Raw genomic sequence first — 16,276 nt, forward strand, 5'->3', positions numbered from 1 at the left:
AGGCTACAGAAACGGAAGGAACTTATGACGTTTTAGTAAACGTTGATGGTGGAGGATTTACTGGTCAAGCTGGTGCAATCCGCCACGGAATCGCTCGTGCTTTATTAGAAGCTGATCCAGAATATCGTGCTTCTCTAAAACGCGAAGGATTCTTAACTCGTGACGCTCGTATGAAAGAACGTAAAAAATACGGTCTTAAAGGCGCTCGTCGTGCACCTCAGTTCTCAAAACGTTAATATATCAATATTTAAAGGCTCTCAACCGATTTGGTTGGGGGTCTTTTTTAATGCATTTTATATGGATAAGAAACGTTTGCGATTAATTAAGTATCTTCATCGTTGGTTAGAATAAAAACTAACAAAATCAGCTCAATCAACATATTTCCAGGTAATAGTTCATATTTAAATCGAAAAAATATTTAATAGCCTGTAACAAATTCATGATACGATCGTTTATATAAAGGGAAGGGGGAAGATGGTTGAAGAAATATACGTATCATGAACTATTTGAAGCATACCAGCTTCCTCTCTATCGGTATTTACTGCAATTGAGTAGAAATAAAGAAGTTGCTGAGGATTTATTGCAAGAAACCTTCTATCGAGCAATGGTTTCACTAAAAGTTAAACATACGATGCAAGCTAAGGCATGGCTCTTTAAAGTAGCTAGAAATTTGTACATTGATTCAACAAGAAAGAGAAATACAGAACAAAAGGTGTTGAATGAGTTAATGAGAGATTATTCTCCAGCTACTTCTATTGGAAATCCAGAGCAGTCATTGGAGAAAAAGACCAAGCAAGAAGAGTTAGAAGCGTTGTTAAGTATGTTGCCAGAAAATATGCAAACAATTCTTTATTTAAGAGAGGTTCAAGGATTTTCGTATAAAGAATTGGCACTAGCAATGGACCTGACAGAAAACCAGGTAAAGGTCACCCTCCATCGAGCGAGAATAAAATTTAGAGAATATGCTAGCCGAAAGAAAGGAGCTGGAATCCATGAAGAATGATGAAGTACTATCTGAGTGGAAAGAACAAGGAGAGTTAGATAAAAAAAGCGCAAAAAAACTAGTTTGGAGAACACGATTGTCTATTAGTTTTTCGGTACTCAGAACGCTAATCATTCTATTATTGTTGTATTGTATATATTTCATTCCTGTCTCAATTTTTTATGACATGTCTGATAAAGGTGCAGAATTTGATCGGCTCGTAACAACTATTATTGAGACTAGGTATCCAGGAATAGCGGTTGAGAAAACGGACAACAGTGCAGAAATTAGTCCGCTTTTAACACAGGAGACCAAACAAACTATTTATAAGAAAATTGGAGATTGGGAAATGGTTGTTGGAGAGGTTGTAGCGAAGAAGCGGTTATTTGGTGATGTTCAATACACGTTAAATTTTAATAATAGATACTTAAATGGATATGAAAATCTGAATTATGCAATAGCACCAGAACTAATAGGAGAAGAATTAAAAAAGGGACATTCAGGAAATAATCATTCTATTGAAGAGCAGTTGAATATGATCGAGGATGGTTATGTAGTCCAACTGCAATTTTCAACGATAGAAGCTATGGCACCAAATGAATTACTAGAGATGCTAGATAAGTATGATATTCTGATAAATCAAATGCCTGTATACGGAGGAGAAATATCAGAAGTGGATGTAGGATATGCTAGAGCGGGACAAATCACATTTGCATCTTCTTTAATGCTTAGGCCATATGTAGAATACACCGATGATCATAAAGTCTCCTCATACTTCTTTTCATTATATGATGACCATTCTTTACAAACTTCTATAGATCAATTTATGTCAGATTTAGAATGGTTAGTCGATCAAGGGGATTATTACGATCGTGATATCGATGTTCAAAGGTTAGACTATTTAAAGGAAAATGGGATTCAAGTTTATGGTGCTACAATCACGGGACCGATTAGAGAAGTGGAACAGCTTTTGGAGGAAGAACTCTTTTATCAATTCCATATTGGTGGTATTGAAGTATGGAAATGGGACGAAAAAAATAGCTTCAACGACTAATGTCGTTGAAGTTATTTTTTGCTAAAGGACAGTTGAATATCTTGCAATACATTTCTTGCATATTGATAATAGGCTGTTTGAGGATATTTCTTTAAGATTTTTACGCTCTCCTTGGCGTACTCTAATGCTTTTTCCTTCTTGTTTAACTGCATATAACATAAAGCTTGATAGGATTTATTGACTACGCGAGTAGCGATATCATGTGGATGTACTTTTGCATTGGAATCTGCCATTAAATTTTTAAATAATGGTATTGCCTTTTCAGGCTGATGTAGTTTTGTAAAGCATCTTGCTTTAAAATCTGATAAATGCTCCGATAGGATTTTAACTAGTAAATCATTATGCAATGACATAGTTTTTACTTTACTTTCAAAGTGGTCAATCATTTCTAGGGATTTTTCTGGTAAATTTTCATAGAATTCCATGTAATGAATGAAAATTAACTCCTTATCAATATATAAATGATCATTATTGATTAGGGCAAAAAACTTGTTTATTTTATCTATATAGTGTCTCGCAGTTTCATAGTCATTGCCATTATAATGGATCATGGCACCTATATTATATATTTCAAACATCTGATTCAACATAAGATGTTTTTGGGAAAATTCGATCACTTCATTAAGGGTTTGTAAGCTTGCATCCGAATCCCCAATAGCTTCTAAGCAATAAACTTTAAGAGTTTTTAACGTAATTATATCAGAAATCGTATCATAGCTATCAAGAGATTTTACAGATTGTAAGCTTTCATCAATCATTTCGATTGTTAATGGGTAATTCCCTTTATAATACTCTGATAACGCTAATAATAAGTGAATCGTAAAAACGTTACTCTCCATTTGTAGATCTGCAAATATTTCTTCTGCCTTTTTTAAATATACCACCCAATCCTTATCTTCAAGTTCATCATACTTAGATTTATATAACTGGTAGTAAACGGACAAGTACCTTGCATACATTTCATATATTTTTGCTGATTCGACATTGTGTCCTAAGTTTGGTAGCAATTCTTTTATCTTACTCATTGCTTTTTCTAGTGTTTCGGAGTTTGTTTTACTCATTATTTTTTTGATTCGTGTTATCTCTTCCCGTAATTCCTCTCGAGTTATGCCTCCTAATAAATCAGAGATTTCAACGTTTAAAGCTTGGGCGATATGTTTTAATTTTTCTGCGGATGGTTTTGATTTACCATTTTCAATCAAGCTGATCATTGCGGGTGACAGTTGATCCTGTGCTACATCTGACAATGTTAGATTCTTTTCTTTTCGTATTTTTTTAATCTTTTTTCCTATTTCGCTCATAATTTGCCAGGCCTCTCTACATACATTTATTCACATTATTATTATATCAATATTTTAATATTTTTAAAAATATTTCAATGAAATTTAATAATGTTGTTGACTTACTTATTTAGTAAATTTAAAATATAATTTAAATATATTTAAATTTCGGAGGGGTAGGAGGATGGAAGAGATTATAGAAGTGAAAAATCTAAGTAAAACATATAAAAAACGCAAGTCAAAAGAGACCATTACGGCGGTAAATGATATTTCGTTTACAGTTAATAAGGGTGAGATAGTAGGACTGTTGGGACCAAACGGTGCTGGTAAATCAACGACAATTAAATTGATCTGTGGCTTGCTGATTCCTGATTCGGGTTCTGTTATGGTTAATGGTATTTCGATGAAGGAAAAGAGGTTATCTGCTTTGAGTCATATTAGTGCAGTATTAGAGGGGAATCGGAATTTATATTGGCGTTTAACAGTTCGAGAAAATCTAGAATATTTTTCAGGTAATCGTGGGAGATCCAGTAAAGATGTTGCCTCAGAAATTGAGGATTTATTGGATGCGTTCAACCTAAAAGAAAAAGAAACAGAACTTGTTAATCGACTCTCGCGGGGGATGCAACAAAAACTAGCTATTGCGGTTTCCTTGCTAGCAGATAGTAAAGTAATTCTATTAGATGAACCAACATTAGGTATTGATGTCCAAACCGGATATGAAATCAGGAAAATACTTCGAGATGTTGTTAGGGACTATGATCGAACCATTATTATAAGTTCTCATGATATGGGTGTTATTCAAGAGTTATGCGATCGAACAGTTATCATAAATAATGGAAAGGTTGTTACAGATGATAAAGTAGAAAATTTACTACGCTTGTTTGAAGTGCGAGCATATACGATCACGCTGGGAAACGCACTAAGTAATCAACAGATTCAACTCCTACATCAAAAATTTCCTCATCTAGATTATTCGCATCATAGTTTAGAATCAACCCTAACAGTCAATCTCACTAAAGCAGAAGAATTTTATGATTTATTTGAAGTATTAAAGTTAGAGCATACACCAGTTGAGTCAATTGATCGCCAATTAATTAATTTTGAAGAAGTCTTTCTGAAAATTGTAAATGGGAGGTTACATAATGAGTTGGATCAATCTTCTTAAGATAAATATAAAAAAAGAAATAGTAATGATGAAACGATACTTACCAAATACGATTGCTATGCTACTAACCATGTATTTTCTTTTCTTAGCTATGTTTGCTGGTATTCAGATTATTGGAGACCCAAGTTCACAGGATGTACATACACAATTTGTCATTGTAAACTATATTTTTTGGAGTTTATCACTTATAGTTGTCCAAGATATTGGTTGGCAAATTACAACTGAAGCAGCACAGGGGACTTTAGAGCAGCTTAGCATGTCACCTATGGGGGTATGGAAAATAATGCTAATGAGATTAATTGCTACTGTCCTTGCAAACATAATTATTATTATTGTATTGCTCTATTTATCCATGCTAACTACTGGACAATGGCTGAATATAGATGTTATAACGCTTGTGCCTATCTTTGTCTTAACGTTAATTAGTATGTTTGGCTTAGGGTATATTATTGCAGGGATTTCAATTGTTCTAAAACAAATTCAATCTTTTTTACAAATACTACAGTTTGTTTTAGCTGGGTTAGTATTTATTCCCTTAACAGTAGCACCTTTTTTAGCGTTTTTTCCCATTGTAAAAGGGGTGGATCTTGTCCGTGGGATAATGATTGATGGATTATCATGGCATTCAATTAATATAATTGATTATTCTATACTGATATTTAATGCAGCTTTTTACTTTATTCTTGGACTTTTCTTCTTTTTGTATTGCGAGCGAGTAGCAATGAAGAAAGGTTTGTTGGCGCATTATTAGGAATGAAAAATAGGTTGGAAATAAATCCAACCTATTTTAGGTTTCTAGTCGTAAGCTTATCGGGGTTCAGTGTTATATATAATTCATGAACAGTATCATTCTTAATATAAAAGCTCATAACACTGTTTAATGCACCATTCATAAAGATCAGGATCGCTGGTTGACCATTTACGTTGACAACTTCATGATCATAATCACCAGCAGCCTTTTTTAATAAACCTTGAAGAAAGGCTACTACATTTTTCCGAGATTCAATAGGGCGTAAGGCAGCAAGTACTTTTCCGCCACCATCTGAATATAGTGTTATGTTTTCTGATAATAGTTGAAGTAGTTTTTCTTTGTTTTGTGTTTGAAGGGATGTAATAAACTGATCGATAACATGCTTATTGTGCTCATAATGTAAGCTCTCATCTTCCACTTTTCGTAATTTCTCTTTCGATCTACTATATAGCTTTCTGCAGTGGTCGACCTTTTTGTTCACGGTATCGGAGATCTCTACGTATGGCATTTCAAAAATATCTCTTAGTAATACTACTGCTCGCTCGATAGGTGATAGGTTTTCCATCATTCGTAGGTAGGCAATGGAGAGTCCCTCTTTTTGAAGTACTCCATCAATCGGATTATCATCTAGGTTATCGAGTAGTAACGGTTCTGGATTCCAAGGACCAATATAGCTTTCTTTTTTCATTCGAGCTGATTTTAATACATCTAAACATCGATTGGTCATCATCTTACATAGATATGCTTTCTTATTTTTAACATATTGCTCATCTACTTCATAAGCCCGTAAAAAGGTATCATGTACCAGGTCCTCAGCTTCAGAAATGGATCCAAGTAGACGGTAACCCAAAGAGAATAATAACGGCTTATATAGTTGGTATTCCTCGTTACTAATTTGCATCCAATCCCTCCAAGATTTCCATTGCCGATTGTTTTCCTGTAGTAATTGCTGCCTCAGAAAGTATTAAGTTTGGTGAAGCCCAATCACCTGCTATAAAGAAGTTAGGAATGGGGGTTTCTGTTTTTTTAAATAAACACTCTTCACCAATCCTTGGCAATCGTTGATTTACAGTAATGTTCGGTAGAAATCTGCTTGTTATTTCATAGTTGCGCCAACCAGGTTGAATTCTTTCTAAAAAACTTTCAAGTTCTTGTTTTACTATTTTTGCATCGATTTCTTCTGTAGATTGGTGATACTTTAATACATGAAGCACGTGACTGTTTCCGTCTTTAGATAGTTTTGCGTATTTGGAGTGTAGTGAATAATAGAAGGGTTGGTCTACTCCCATGGCAAATAGACGAGTGGGCTGGGAAAGCTCTCGAAGTGCGATATCTAATGTTGCTGCCCTGATTGGAACTAGGTCTGTTAAAAAGTGGGTATGTGAGGTACCTTCTTTAGGGAGTAATTGGTATAATTCTTGTGGGTTCCCTGTATATAGTATACGCTTCGTATGGATAATATGATTAGTTAGATGAACCTCAAATGAATTGTTTTCTATAATTTTAATCTGTTTCACATTGGTTTGATTTTGAATCTGAACACGGTTTGTAATTGCTTGATTATGGAGTTGGTCAATAATGGTTTGCCAACCATAATCTAAATAGAGAACGCCACCTAAAACAAATTGTAAATGCTGGACAATTACTTTAGCACTTACATTATTTGGTTCATTGCTATATGTTGCTAAACGCCCTAGTGTAAATAATAAGGATTGAATAGGTTCAGCACTAGATATTTGTAATACCCATTGTTGAAAGGTTTTATTTTCTAGAGAATCCACCTTAATATTCTTAAGCCTAAAAATAGCACGAATCCATTCTAAACGCTGTCGCCAATTTAATAGATCTGTCCTTAAAATGCCAAAAGGAGAAAATGGTGCATAAAAGTTTTGGCTTTCATTACATAATAATCCGCCAACTTTAGGTGCTTTTCCTTGGAGTTGGATTCCTAATTCTTCAAGGACTCCTTTTGCTTTTCCGTTTTTATAAAGAGCGTGTGGTCCCATATTAAAGTATTGGTTATTGATTGTATCGGTTTTAGCTCTTCCGCCGAAATGCTTTCCCTTTTCTACGAGCAAGATATCTACATTTCCCTTACCTAGATAATTCGCAGCTACATATCCGGCTAACCCACTACCAATAATGACAACATCCCAATGTTTTTTCATTTTTATTCCTCCTAATAATCTTTTTAACTCAAGACGATTAGGGGAATCTATTTGTGACATAAAAATATAAAAATCTGGCATTTGTCAAGCTAATATGGTAAATGTCTTTGTTGTATTGTTTAAGTCCGCTCATAAGATTCACTTTATCATTGAAAAAAATTGAAAATTAACTATGATTTAATTATACCAATATTTGGAGGTAGGGCTATGATTAAAACATTACATATTGAAAAGGATTATCAAGACATATTTGCGTTATCACAATTTGCATTTCAATATAAACTCACAGAAGATGAATTAGATCAGAAGCGGAAAGAGGGATTGCGACATAAAATATGGGGATATATGGATGGGGATAATATTGCTGCGAAACTTCATCTAATTCCACTGACCTGCTTTATCGGTGGAAAAGAAATTAAGATGGGAGGTATTAGTTCGGTTGCTACGTGGCCGGAATATCGCAGAGGTGGTATGGTGAAAGAACTGCTTGGTCATGCATTAAAGCATATGAAGAAGAATGGCCAAGTGATATCCTATCTGCATCCATTCTCTGTACCTTTCTATCGAAAATTTGGATGGGAACTTGTGTTTAACGAAAAAGCGTATACGATCCCGATTGAAAAATTTAAAAAGAAATGGGATGGAAATGGATATGTACGCCGAATCACTCCAGATTACCAGGTTTTAAATGACATTTATACAGAATATGCAAAAACGTACACGGGTACTTTGCTTCGTGATGAAAAATGGTGGGAACAGCGGATAGTTAAGGACGATATGCATATAGCGATTGCTTATAATAAGTCAGGAGAACCAGAAGGCTATATTATATTTCAAGTAAAGGACAAAGAGTTCACAGTTATTGATAAAGCTTACCGATCTTTAAATGGCAGGGTGCTATTACTCCAGTTCGTAGCTAATCATGATTCGATGGTAGAAAAAGTGAAAATGGTTGTGCCTGAGAATGATAACCTACCACTATTAATTGATGATCCTAGGTTCGAACAAAAGATAGAACCATATTTTATGGCTCGAATTGTAGATGTTCATGAATTTTTGAAACAATACCCTTATGAGGTGAATAGTGATGGTCAGGTGGTAGCTATACATGTTACGGATTCCTTTTTACCAGAAAATAACGGTGTATATCATATAAAACGAGTCAAAAATGAATCAACGGTTAGTTTTATAAGATCAGAAAAGATATCTACTAAAGGAGTTACTTGTTCCGTTCAACAGCTAGCTTCTATGTTCTTCGGTTACAATCGTCCGATGGAATTATTTGCACTTGGACTTCTCCAAGGGAGCGAAGAGGATGTTTTAAAATTAGAGAAACTAATCCCAATCCAACAATCCTATTTTGCGGATTTCTTTTAAACTTCAAATCTCTCATCTATTTCAAGATGGGAGATTTTTTTAGGTAGAAAGCACCTATATTTTCAAAATAAAACGAAAACAATAGAAAATTGTTGAATATTAAGGTAAAATTGGAAAAAACACTGAAATTACTCCAGCAAAGAAAAGGGTGATCGTATTGACGTATTCTGTTCATTTAATCAAACTATTTTTTGATATTGATGATCATGTATTTCGAATTGGAAAAGCAGAGAAAATAAAAAATCTATGGAAACTAGCTTTTTTATTAAGTAGCTTTAGCATATTCATTTATGCGGGTATGGGTTTAGTAGGAATTGGAACGGATATGATTTCAAATGGGGCAGTATGGCTAACTCCTGCTGAATATGAGCTCCGTAAATTTTGGTTTATTATCGGGCGGATAGCATTTGCCATTACTTTAGCTCTGGGCATCATTTTTATTCCGTCTTTCCTATTTTATCTTATTACAGCTATTCCATATCAAAAACTTATTATTATGCAATTAGTCGTGCTGTTTGTCATGTTATTAGAGCGGATTATATGGGTTCCTTTAGTTGTTTATGCGGGGTTAGATTGGTATGTATCACCATTCTCATTTGGGATAATTGCGTCTTACTTAACAGACATGTCTTTCTTGATCTATTTATTTGGTTCTGTATCCCTGTTTCAGTTATGGATTATTTGGTTTCAAATAAAATTCCTTGGAAAGCTGGCTACGATTCATAAGGGATGGATATGGCTGACTGTGCTTGTATTACATATTAGTTTATGGCTGGTCACGGCATTACTTGCAGATGCGGATGTTCATTTGATCGGTGGGTGGTTTGAATAATGCGGAAAAAAATCATTTGGACAATGATTCTTTTACTAATTGGAGTAAATATTTTATTAGTATGGTTTGATAAAGAAGGAAAGGTAGAAAGGAAGGCTCACGTATCGGAATGGGAGGCGGCATATGAAGAAGACCTCTTTGTCAGGATTGAAGCACCTGGTGTCATTTCGAATTCAGGCGAAAGTTATGTCTATTTTGATGACAATATTGGTAGTTTTCAAGGTTTTTTGATGGAAGAGGGCAGTGAAGTTGCTGTCGGTGACCCTTTATTTTCTTATCGAGTGAATGATTACGTTGAAGCGGAAGCCCAACTGGTAAATGAGTTAAGTAAAATTAATGGCGAGATCACCGCCATTGAAGATGCAATTACTGAAATGGTTGCTTATAATATCCCACGGCCATCGGTACCGGTAGTAAACATGGATGAAGAAGAAGATAGTGAACTTCCTCCTCCTCGAGAGCCGATTGAAGCAGATTTATTAAAAAAACAGTATCTTGTTGAAAAAGAAAAAGAACTAGCATCGTACAAAGAGCAAAAGAATAGTGTGGAAACACAATTAGAAGAACTACAGTCCAACGGAGATACCATTACAGTTGAAAGTCCTTTCGAAGGAAAAGTAACTTCTATATCAACCACATTAGATGATCCAATTATGGTAATTGAAAATACCCAATTATATGTGCAAGGGGAATTAACGGAAGTTGACCGAAAAAAAGTTGAAGAAGGCATGTCTGTTTCGATTAAGATAGTGGATAGTGATCAACAGTTTCAAGGTACAATCCAGGAAGTTGATGAATCACCTAAAGAAGAAGTAACGATTGAATCGGAAAGTTTATACCCATTTGGCGTAATGTTTGATGAAGCAGACGAATTAAACTCATTGTTACCGGGTTATCATACGGAATTAACCATTACTTTAGATGAAGCATTGAATGCTACCGCGATTAATCAAGAAATGTTGGATCAACAACATGTTTGGTTATTAACAGAAGAAGGGAAACTAGAAAAAAGACCAATTGAAACTGGAATTGAAATGGAAGGTACAGTGGAAGTAATCAATGGAATAACAAGTGGAGATTTTCTATCAACAGAAAAGAAGCCATCCGTATATACGGATTCAACGTTTATTACACCATTAAAATTCAGCCAAACGCCATGGCTAGAATTAGGAGACTATGAAAGTTGGAAAAAGTATCTGTTAATTGGGATTATCTCACGATAGAAGATGAGAGAGTGGGTCGCCTACTCTCTTTTTTTAATGAACAGCCCTAGCGTTTTCATAGTCATATTACCAAAACTTGTCCCATAGAATAGGAAAAGGAATATAATAAGGGGAGACAAAAGGATGGAACGTTATGGGAAAGCTTTCATTTGGTTACTTGGTATCACTGTATTAATCCTATTAATACAAATTCCAGTTCCTAAAACGACGGAAGAAACATGGGGGTCTTGGTCCCTTCCACTTTCTGGAAAGACGATTGTAATTGATCCGGGTCATGGTGGAGTGGATGGTGGAGCTGTAGGAAAAGATGATACGTTAGAAAAGGACATTGCATTAGAAGTGTCGAAAAAATTACAAAACTATTTACAGCAATCTGGTGCACTTGTTTATTTAACAAGGGAAACAGATAAAGATTTAGCTGCGGAAGATACAAAAGGACTTTCGAAGCGGAAGGGGGAAGATATACGGAAGCGGATGGATTTTATACACGAGAAAAATGCTGACTTTTTTATTACGATTCATTTAAATGCGATTCCTTCGACTAAATGGCGAGGAGCACAAACCTTTTATTATCCAAAATCAGATGAGGGCAAGCATCTTGCCAAAATGATCCAATCAGAGATTAAACGGAATCTAGAAAACACGAACCGTTCATCGTTAGCAATAAATAATCTCTACTTATTGAAGAATGCCGAGGTGCCTGGTGCGTTGGTGGAGATAGGATTTTTATCTAATGTAGAGGAACGTGAGCAACTTAAGCAAGAGGACTATCAGCGTCAAATGGCAGGTAGCATTTATGAAGGAATATTAAGGTATGTTACCGAGAAGCCAGAGCAAGCGGAGGAATAACAGGAAAGCCCTTCCATGATTCATATCACTTAGGTTTTCTGTGATTTATGTTATACTAGCGGTGGACAAACTTTTTAGTTCAGAAGCTAGCAAAGGAAGGTGAATGAATTGTTAACAAAAGAAGAAGTTGTACAATTGCTTAATCCTGTTAAAGATCCATTTTTACATAGAACCTTAGAGGAAACTGGTGGTATTAAGGAAATAACGATAAAAGAAGATAAAAAGCATATAAGTGTCAAGGTTGCGATCGGAAAAACGAATACCGCAGAACAAATGCAGCTACAACAAGAACTGGTAGGTATTTTGAAGAAAAACGGAGCAACAACAGTAGGGTTGCGCTTTGAGCAGCTTCCTGATGAGGTAATTCAAAAATATCAACCTGCCATGCAAAACGCACAAGAAAAAGCATTGATGGGTGGAAATAAACAACCGCACTTTATTGCTGTAGCAAGTGGAAAAGGCGGCGTAGGTAAATCAACTGTAACTGTAAACTTGGCAATGGCTTTAATGCGTTTAGGTAAAAAAGTTGGGATTATTGATGCAGACATATATGGCTTTAGCATACCGGATATGATGGGGGTAGAAGAAAGACCGCAAGTTCGTGGAGAAAAAATTATTCCAGTGGAACGTTTTGGTGTTAAAGTTATATCCATGGGATTTTTTGTGGAGGATAATTCACCGATCATATGGCGTGGACCAATGCTAGGTAAAATGTTGAATAGCTTCTTTAAAGAAGTAGAGTGGGGCGACCTCGATTATCTATTACTTGATCTCCCTCCAGGTACAGGTGATATCGCCATGGATGTACATGAATTATTACCTTCATGTAAGGAAGTTATTGTAACAACACCACACCCAACAGCTGCATTTGTAGCTGCGCGTGCTGGACAAATGGCGATTAAAACGGAACATGAGATATTAGGTGTTGTAGAGAATATGGCATATTTCCAAAGTCAGAAGACTGGGGAAAAAGAATATGTTTTCGGTCGTGGTGGCGGTCAAAAACTTGCTGAAGTACTAAAAACAAAAGTGCTTGGTCAATTACCTTTACAACAACCATATGAAGAAGAGGATGTTTTTGCACCATCTGTTTATCAAGAGGATCATCCACTTGGGAAAGAATATCATAAAATTGCAGCGAAAGTAGTTGCAAAAGTAGAAGAATAAGTAAAAGCTAAGACATATCCTTTATAATAAGCGATGTGTCTTAGCTTTTATTATGCGGTGAATGAGCATTAGCTTCCACCGCCGCCTCCTGAGTCACCACCACCGCCGCCGGATTCTCCGCCACCACCGCCGGAGCCACCGCCGCCTTGACCCTGTCCACCCTGTTGTCCGCTACCTTGCTCTTCGGCAGCTTTGAGTAAGATATCTTGGATTTTGGCCTGGAAAAGTGGTGATTCTAAGGTTTTCTGTATAGATTCTTCAAGATGAGATTGAAATTGTTGACTTTTTAAAGTTTGAACGATTTGATCTGTCATTTCAGGATTCTGTAATAAATCCAGCATTTGTTTTTGGTATTCGGAGTCCTTTAACAAATCAGTCATTAATTTTTTTTGGTCTTCTTCGATGGATTTCACATAAGTTTCCACAAATTTAGGGTCTTCAAAGAGTTTTTTCCACATCTCTTTGCCTTTATCTGAAGTAAGAGTTTCATCGATGGATTTTCTTACTACAGTGGATTCGATGACTAGTTGTTCTTGCATTTTTTCATCAGATAATATTTCTCCAAGTGCTTTTTTTCCATCTTCGGTTTGTAATATGTCAACTACCATTTTTTTGGTTGTATCATAATCGCCTTCCTGTTGAGCAGCTTCCCCACCGCATGCGCTAAGGATACTTAATGTTATCCCAAATAGTAACAAATTGACAATACGCAGCATTCAAAGAATCCTCCTTCCGCTTATAATTAATATGGGTTTAAAAAGAAAAAATATGCACTTCATAAAGGAAAAAACACGGTGTTCATGTTAAAATACGAATGGACATATTCTGAATAGTTATGAATGATCTTTAGATACGATATATAGATTCAACAATAGGAGGAAAACATATTGAATAGTCGTAAAGTAGTGGAATTATTTTGGAAGACACTAGTTATTGGAGGTATTACTGGTCTAATAACCAGTTTTTTTGTAAAGGCAGATGAATATCAAAATTATTTAAGTCCTTTTAATTTTATGGAATTACTTGGGCTAGTTGTCTTTTTTATCGGCTTAGGATTAGTGTTTAGTGTTGTTAGCCAAACAGGATTTTTTGCTTATTTATTTGTTAATCGGTTAGGTTTAGGGCTTTTTCGTTCATTTTGGCCAACTGTACAAGTGTTACTTATTGCATTTGTAGTGTTTGATTTAGTTTATTTCCCGTACCAAGCTACTAATGGTGAGGTATCTATTTTCTGGTACATACTTATGTCTGCATCAATTCTTGTTTATGGATGGTTTATTGCTAGGGTAAAGGCAAAAGAAACGAATAAAAAAGCATTTATTCCAGCTTTATTCTTTATGGTCGTTATTACAACAGTTGAATGGGTACCAGGGTTGAGAACAGAAGGTACGGATTATGCATGGTTAATGGTTATTCCATTGTTAGCATGTAACACGTATCAGCTCCTTATTCTGCATCGTTTACAAAGAGAACCAAATAAGAAAGTTTCTCCAAGTACTCATAAAAATCCAAAGAAAGCATAACAAAAACCTGGTGATTAGATAATTAATCATCAGGTTTTTTGGCAGAAAGGCAAGTATAAACTTTCCTTTCCTGTATAAGTGCAACTAAGGGTTTTGCCATAAAGGTTTGGTAAAACCCTAGTTTTCGAATGACATTTTTTTATAAAAAAATGAAACATAAAAGTTTTTAATCAACAATATCAGATTTTGCGTGTGCTTGATTGATTAATTCTGAAATCGTTACGAATTGAAATCCTTTATTTTTAAGTCCTGGTAAAATTGTTTTTAAAGATTCTGCAGTTTGTTTTGCTGAATCGGAAGCGTGTAATAAAATAATGTCTCCATTAGCAGTTTTCTCCATTACGTGGTTTGTGATAACTTCTGTTCCTGGATTTTGCCAATCATCTGGATTAACATTCCAATGTATAACCTTGTTACCTAAACTTTCAGCTAGCTCAATAACCTCTTTGTTAAGATGTCCGCTTGGTGCGCGAACTAATTCCATATCTTCGTAGCCTAATTTTCGAAAGATTTCTTTTGCGTATAATAGATCCTTTCTAACCTGTTCAATATCTTGGTCTAAATAACTTTTGTAACGATAGCCTAACATGCCAATTTCATGTTTTTCTTCTGTGATTTTTTCTAAAATATCAGGATGACGTTCGGCCCATTCCCCACTCACAAAAAAGGTAGCTTGTACCTGGTGTTGTTCTAATTGTTTAAGGATATCAAATACTTTTTCTTCTCCCCAACTTATATTAAATGTAAGAGCAATATTCGGTTCATCTGCATTTCCTTTTGTTAAAGCAACGGATTCCTCTTTAGAAAAGATGGAAAAGGCGCCATTTCCCTCAAAAGATAAAAAAGTAGCAGTAAACAATGCAAAGGCAATAACTACTAACCAACGTTTCCAATTTTTAAATCGCAAAACATAAAAATGCTGCACTACTATAGTAACCCCCTTTTTCAACTGCATGTCCTAATTTATATTTATGACTTCAATTTGAAAATATGAACGAGCTATGGAAAGTAATTAGTAATAAAGAAAAAAATATGGGATAAACCATATAAAGAATTGGGTATAGTAGGTATGTGGTATCCATAATAAAAATTACATACATATAAATTCTAAAATCGGTAATCTTATCTAAATAAGTATGGATTAATTTGAGGTGATGGTAATGCTAGGTTTAATGATTAATGATATAGAGCAAAAAGAAATGGAGTATTTAGTGAAACGGGAATTAGATGAACTACTAATGGATATGGATGATCATCGAATAGATCACATGGTGAAACGTGCGATGATGGAAAGGTACAAGATTCTATTTCAATTATTACGTAGAGTATCTAATGAGAAGGAGTGTATGAAGTACATACCGAGGAAAAGTAAGAACCAATAAAACATATCATAGATAAGAGGTGATGGAATAGAGGAAATACAATTATATGTAATAGTAAATAAGAAAATACATCTTCCTGTGTATTTTTTTATTTTTGTATTGATTTTCTTTTTTACCTATGATATATTATTTTTTGTTGTCAGTTAAGAAAACAAGCAAAATAAATTAATAAAAATTAATTCAAAAACTTGTTGACAACTAAATGGAGTTATGATAAATTATATCTTGTCGCTAAAAACGACAGATAGTTAAATTGATCTTTGAAAACTGAACAAAACAACTAGTATGTCAAGAAAAACATCCCGTTTTTCTTTAAAGATTAAATCTAGAAGCTAGTGTTTCTAGTAGCTAAGAACTTTCATGTGATTGATTGGTGTTAATCACATACAAACTTTTTTTGGAGAGTTTGATCTTGGCTCAGGACGAACGCTGGCGGCGTGCCTAATACATGCAAGTCGAGCGCGGGAAGCAAGTGATCGCCCTTCGGGGCGTGAACTTGTGGAACGAGCGGCGGACGGGT

The 16,276-nt window shown here is 35.0% G+C and carries 17 protein-coding genes and 1 rRNA gene; 13 read left to right on the forward strand and 5 right to left on the reverse strand.

Translation table 11 applies throughout. The annotated features are described in order from the left end of the window. From rpsI to GMD78_RS20835, 3 genes are all read left to right on the forward strand, one after another. Nucleotides 1–236 (forward strand): 30S ribosomal protein S9 (gene rpsI, locus GMD78_RS20825; RefSeq protein WP_155671886.1); only part of this gene is annotated, 236 nt, incomplete at its 5' end. Between the two features lie 242 nt (nt 237–478). Further along, a complete protein-coding gene (locus GMD78_RS20830) occupies nt 479–1,003 on the forward strand; it encodes an RNA polymerase sigma factor (protein WP_155671888.1) in 525 nt (174 codons plus the stop codon). Continuing rightward, on the forward strand, nt 993–2,036 hold the full coding sequence (locus tag GMD78_RS20835; RefSeq protein ID WP_196493889.1) for an anti sigma factor C-terminal domain-containing protein: 1,044 nt from the start codon (nt 993–995) through the stop codon (nt 2,034–2,036). Before GMD78_RS20830 ends, GMD78_RS20835 begins: the two co-directional genes overlap by 11 nt. Nucleotides 2,037–2,047: 11 nt before the next feature. Here GMD78_RS20835 and GMD78_RS20840 read toward each other — a convergent pair whose 3' ends face one another. Next, on the reverse strand, nt 2,048–3,337 hold the full coding sequence (locus GMD78_RS20840; protein ID WP_155671892.1) for a helix-turn-helix domain-containing protein: 1,290 nt from the start codon (nt 3,335–3,337) through the stop codon (nt 2,048–2,050). A 163-nt stretch (nt 3,338–3,500) separates the two neighbouring features. Here GMD78_RS20840 and GMD78_RS20845 point away from each other — a divergent pair, with 163 nt between their 5' ends. Both GMD78_RS20845 and GMD78_RS20850 read left to right on the forward strand, forming a co-directional pair. After that, nucleotides 3,501–4,484 carry an ABC transporter ATP-binding protein gene (locus GMD78_RS20845; RefSeq protein ID WP_155671894.1) on the forward strand — a complete coding sequence of 328 codons (984 nt, stop codon included), beginning with the start codon at nt 3,501–3,503 and terminating at the stop codon, nt 4,482–4,484. After that, entirely contained in the window at nt 4,462–5,235 is a 774-nt protein-coding gene (locus GMD78_RS20850; protein ID WP_155671895.1) for an ABC transporter permease, read from the forward strand. The genes GMD78_RS20845 and GMD78_RS20850 overlap by 23 nt, the downstream gene beginning before the upstream one ends. Before the next feature lie 31 nt (nt 5,236–5,266). Here the strand turns inward: GMD78_RS20850 and GMD78_RS20855 are convergent, their stop codons facing one another. Together GMD78_RS20855 and GMD78_RS20860 are read right to left on the reverse strand one after the other, a co-directional pair. Further along, complete coding sequence (locus GMD78_RS20855) at nt 5,267–6,136, reverse strand: RNA polymerase sigma-70 factor (RefSeq protein ID WP_155671897.1); 870 nt, start codon at nt 6,134–6,136, stop codon at nt 5,267–5,269. Continuing rightward, complete coding sequence (locus GMD78_RS20860) at nt 6,126–7,403, reverse strand: phytoene desaturase family protein (protein ID WP_155671899.1); 1,278 nt, start codon at nt 7,401–7,403, stop codon at nt 6,126–6,128. Before GMD78_RS20860 ends, GMD78_RS20855 begins: the two co-directional genes overlap by 11 nt. Before the next feature lie 207 nt (nt 7,404–7,610). Here GMD78_RS20860 and GMD78_RS20865 point away from each other — a divergent pair, with 207 nt between their 5' ends. The 5 genes from GMD78_RS20865 (at nt 7,611) to GMD78_RS20885 (ending at nt 12,851) form a co-directional block, all read left to right on the forward strand. Next, a complete protein-coding gene (locus GMD78_RS20865) occupies nt 7,611–8,780 on the forward strand; it encodes a GNAT family N-acetyltransferase (protein WP_155671901.1) in 1,170 nt (389 codons plus the stop codon). Between the two features lie 157 nt (nt 8,781–8,937). Next, on the forward strand, nt 8,938–9,612 hold the full coding sequence (locus GMD78_RS20870; RefSeq protein WP_155671903.1) for a hypothetical protein: 675 nt from the start codon (nt 8,938–8,940) through the stop codon (nt 9,610–9,612). Continuing rightward, nucleotides 9,612–10,835: an efflux RND transporter periplasmic adaptor subunit gene (locus GMD78_RS20875; RefSeq protein WP_155671905.1), complete on the forward strand. Its 1,224-nt coding sequence runs from the start codon at nt 9,612–9,614 to the stop codon at nt 10,833–10,835. The genes GMD78_RS20870 and GMD78_RS20875 overlap by 1 nt, the downstream gene beginning before the upstream one ends. A 123-nt stretch (nt 10,836–10,958) precedes the next feature. Next, nucleotides 10,959–11,684 carry an N-acetylmuramoyl-L-alanine amidase CwlD gene (gene cwlD / locus GMD78_RS20880; protein WP_155671907.1) on the forward strand — a complete coding sequence of 242 codons (726 nt, stop codon included), beginning with the start codon at nt 10,959–10,961 and terminating at the stop codon, nt 11,682–11,684. A gap of 108 nt (nt 11,685–11,792) precedes the next feature. Continuing rightward, nucleotides 11,793–12,851: an Mrp/NBP35 family ATP-binding protein gene (locus GMD78_RS20885; protein WP_155671915.1), complete on the forward strand. Its 1,059-nt coding sequence runs from the start codon at nt 11,793–11,795 to the stop codon at nt 12,849–12,851. Nucleotides 12,852–12,919: 68 nt separating this feature from the next. Here GMD78_RS20885 and gerD read toward each other — a convergent pair whose 3' ends face one another. Beyond that, nucleotides 12,920–13,567, reverse strand: a complete 648-nt coding sequence (gene gerD, locus GMD78_RS21470; RefSeq protein WP_196493890.1) for a spore germination lipoprotein GerD — start codon at nt 13,565–13,567, stop codon at nt 12,920–12,922. 171 nt (nt 13,568–13,738) lie between these two features. Between gerD and GMD78_RS20895 the strand changes: the two genes are divergently transcribed. Continuing rightward, complete coding sequence (locus tag GMD78_RS20895) at nt 13,739–14,374, forward strand: KinB-signaling pathway activation protein (RefSeq protein ID WP_155671909.1); 636 nt, start codon at nt 13,739–13,741, stop codon at nt 14,372–14,374. A 166-nt stretch (nt 14,375–14,540) separates the two neighbouring features. On the opposite strand, the gene pdaB is transcribed toward GMD78_RS20895, so the two are convergent. Further along, nucleotides 14,541–15,299, reverse strand: coding sequence for a polysaccharide deacetylase family sporulation protein PdaB (gene pdaB, locus GMD78_RS20900; protein WP_343042468.1), 759 nt, complete (start codon nt 15,297–15,299; stop codon nt 14,541–14,543). Nucleotides 15,300–15,534: 235 nt separating this feature from the next. Here pdaB and GMD78_RS20905 point away from each other — a divergent pair, with 235 nt between their 5' ends. Then, nucleotides 15,535–15,756: a hypothetical protein gene (locus GMD78_RS20905; RefSeq protein ID WP_155671913.1), complete on the forward strand. Its 222-nt coding sequence runs from the start codon at nt 15,535–15,537 to the stop codon at nt 15,754–15,756. A gap of 394 nt (nt 15,757–16,150) precedes the next feature. Then, a 16S ribosomal RNA gene (locus tag GMD78_RS20910) occupies nt 16,151–16,276 on the forward strand; the annotation flags it as partial.

Origin of the sequence: Ornithinibacillus caprae, from assembly GCF_009728145.1 — a bacterium.
Taxonomy (GTDB): Bacteria; Bacillota; Bacilli; order Bacillales; family Amphibacillaceae; genus Ornithinibacillus; species Ornithinibacillus caprae.

Excerpts from the sequence above, each read along its gene's own strand:
- gerD (WP_196493890.1), bottom strand. The coding sequence starts at position 13,567 with ATGCTGCGTATTGTCAATTTGTTACTATTTGGGATAACATTAAGTATC.
- GMD78_RS20860 (WP_155671899.1), bottom strand. The coding sequence starts at position 7,403 with ATGAAAAAACATTGGGATGTTGTCATTATTGGTAGTGGGTTAGCCGGA.
- cwlD (WP_155671907.1), top strand. The coding sequence starts at position 10,959 with ATGGAACGTTATGGGAAAGCTTTCATTTGGTTACTTGGTATCACTGTA.
- GMD78_RS20855 (WP_155671897.1), bottom strand. The coding sequence starts at position 6,136 with ATGCAAATTAGTAACGAGGAATACCAACTATATAAGCCGTTATTATTC.
- GMD78_RS20835 (WP_196493889.1), top strand. The coding sequence starts at position 993 with ATGAAGAATGATGAAGTACTATCTGAGTGGAAAGAACAAGGAGAGTTA.
- GMD78_RS20840 (WP_155671892.1), bottom strand. The coding sequence starts at position 3,337 with ATGAGCGAAATAGGAAAAAAGATTAAAAAAATACGAAAAGAAAAGAAT.
- GMD78_RS20850 (WP_155671895.1), top strand. The coding sequence starts at position 4,462 with ATGAGTTGGATCAATCTTCTTAAGATAAATATAAAAAAAGAAATAGTA.
- GMD78_RS20845 (WP_155671894.1), top strand. The coding sequence starts at position 3,501 with ATGGAAGAGATTATAGAAGTGAAAAATCTAAGTAAAACATATAAAAAA.
- GMD78_RS20875 (WP_155671905.1), top strand. The coding sequence starts at position 9,612 with ATGCGGAAAAAAATCATTTGGACAATGATTCTTTTACTAATTGGAGTA.
- GMD78_RS20865 (WP_155671901.1), top strand. The coding sequence starts at position 7,611 with ATGATTAAAACATTACATATTGAAAAGGATTATCAAGACATATTTGCG.
- GMD78_RS20905 (WP_155671913.1), top strand. The coding sequence starts at position 15,535 with ATGCTAGGTTTAATGATTAATGATATAGAGCAAAAAGAAATGGAGTAT.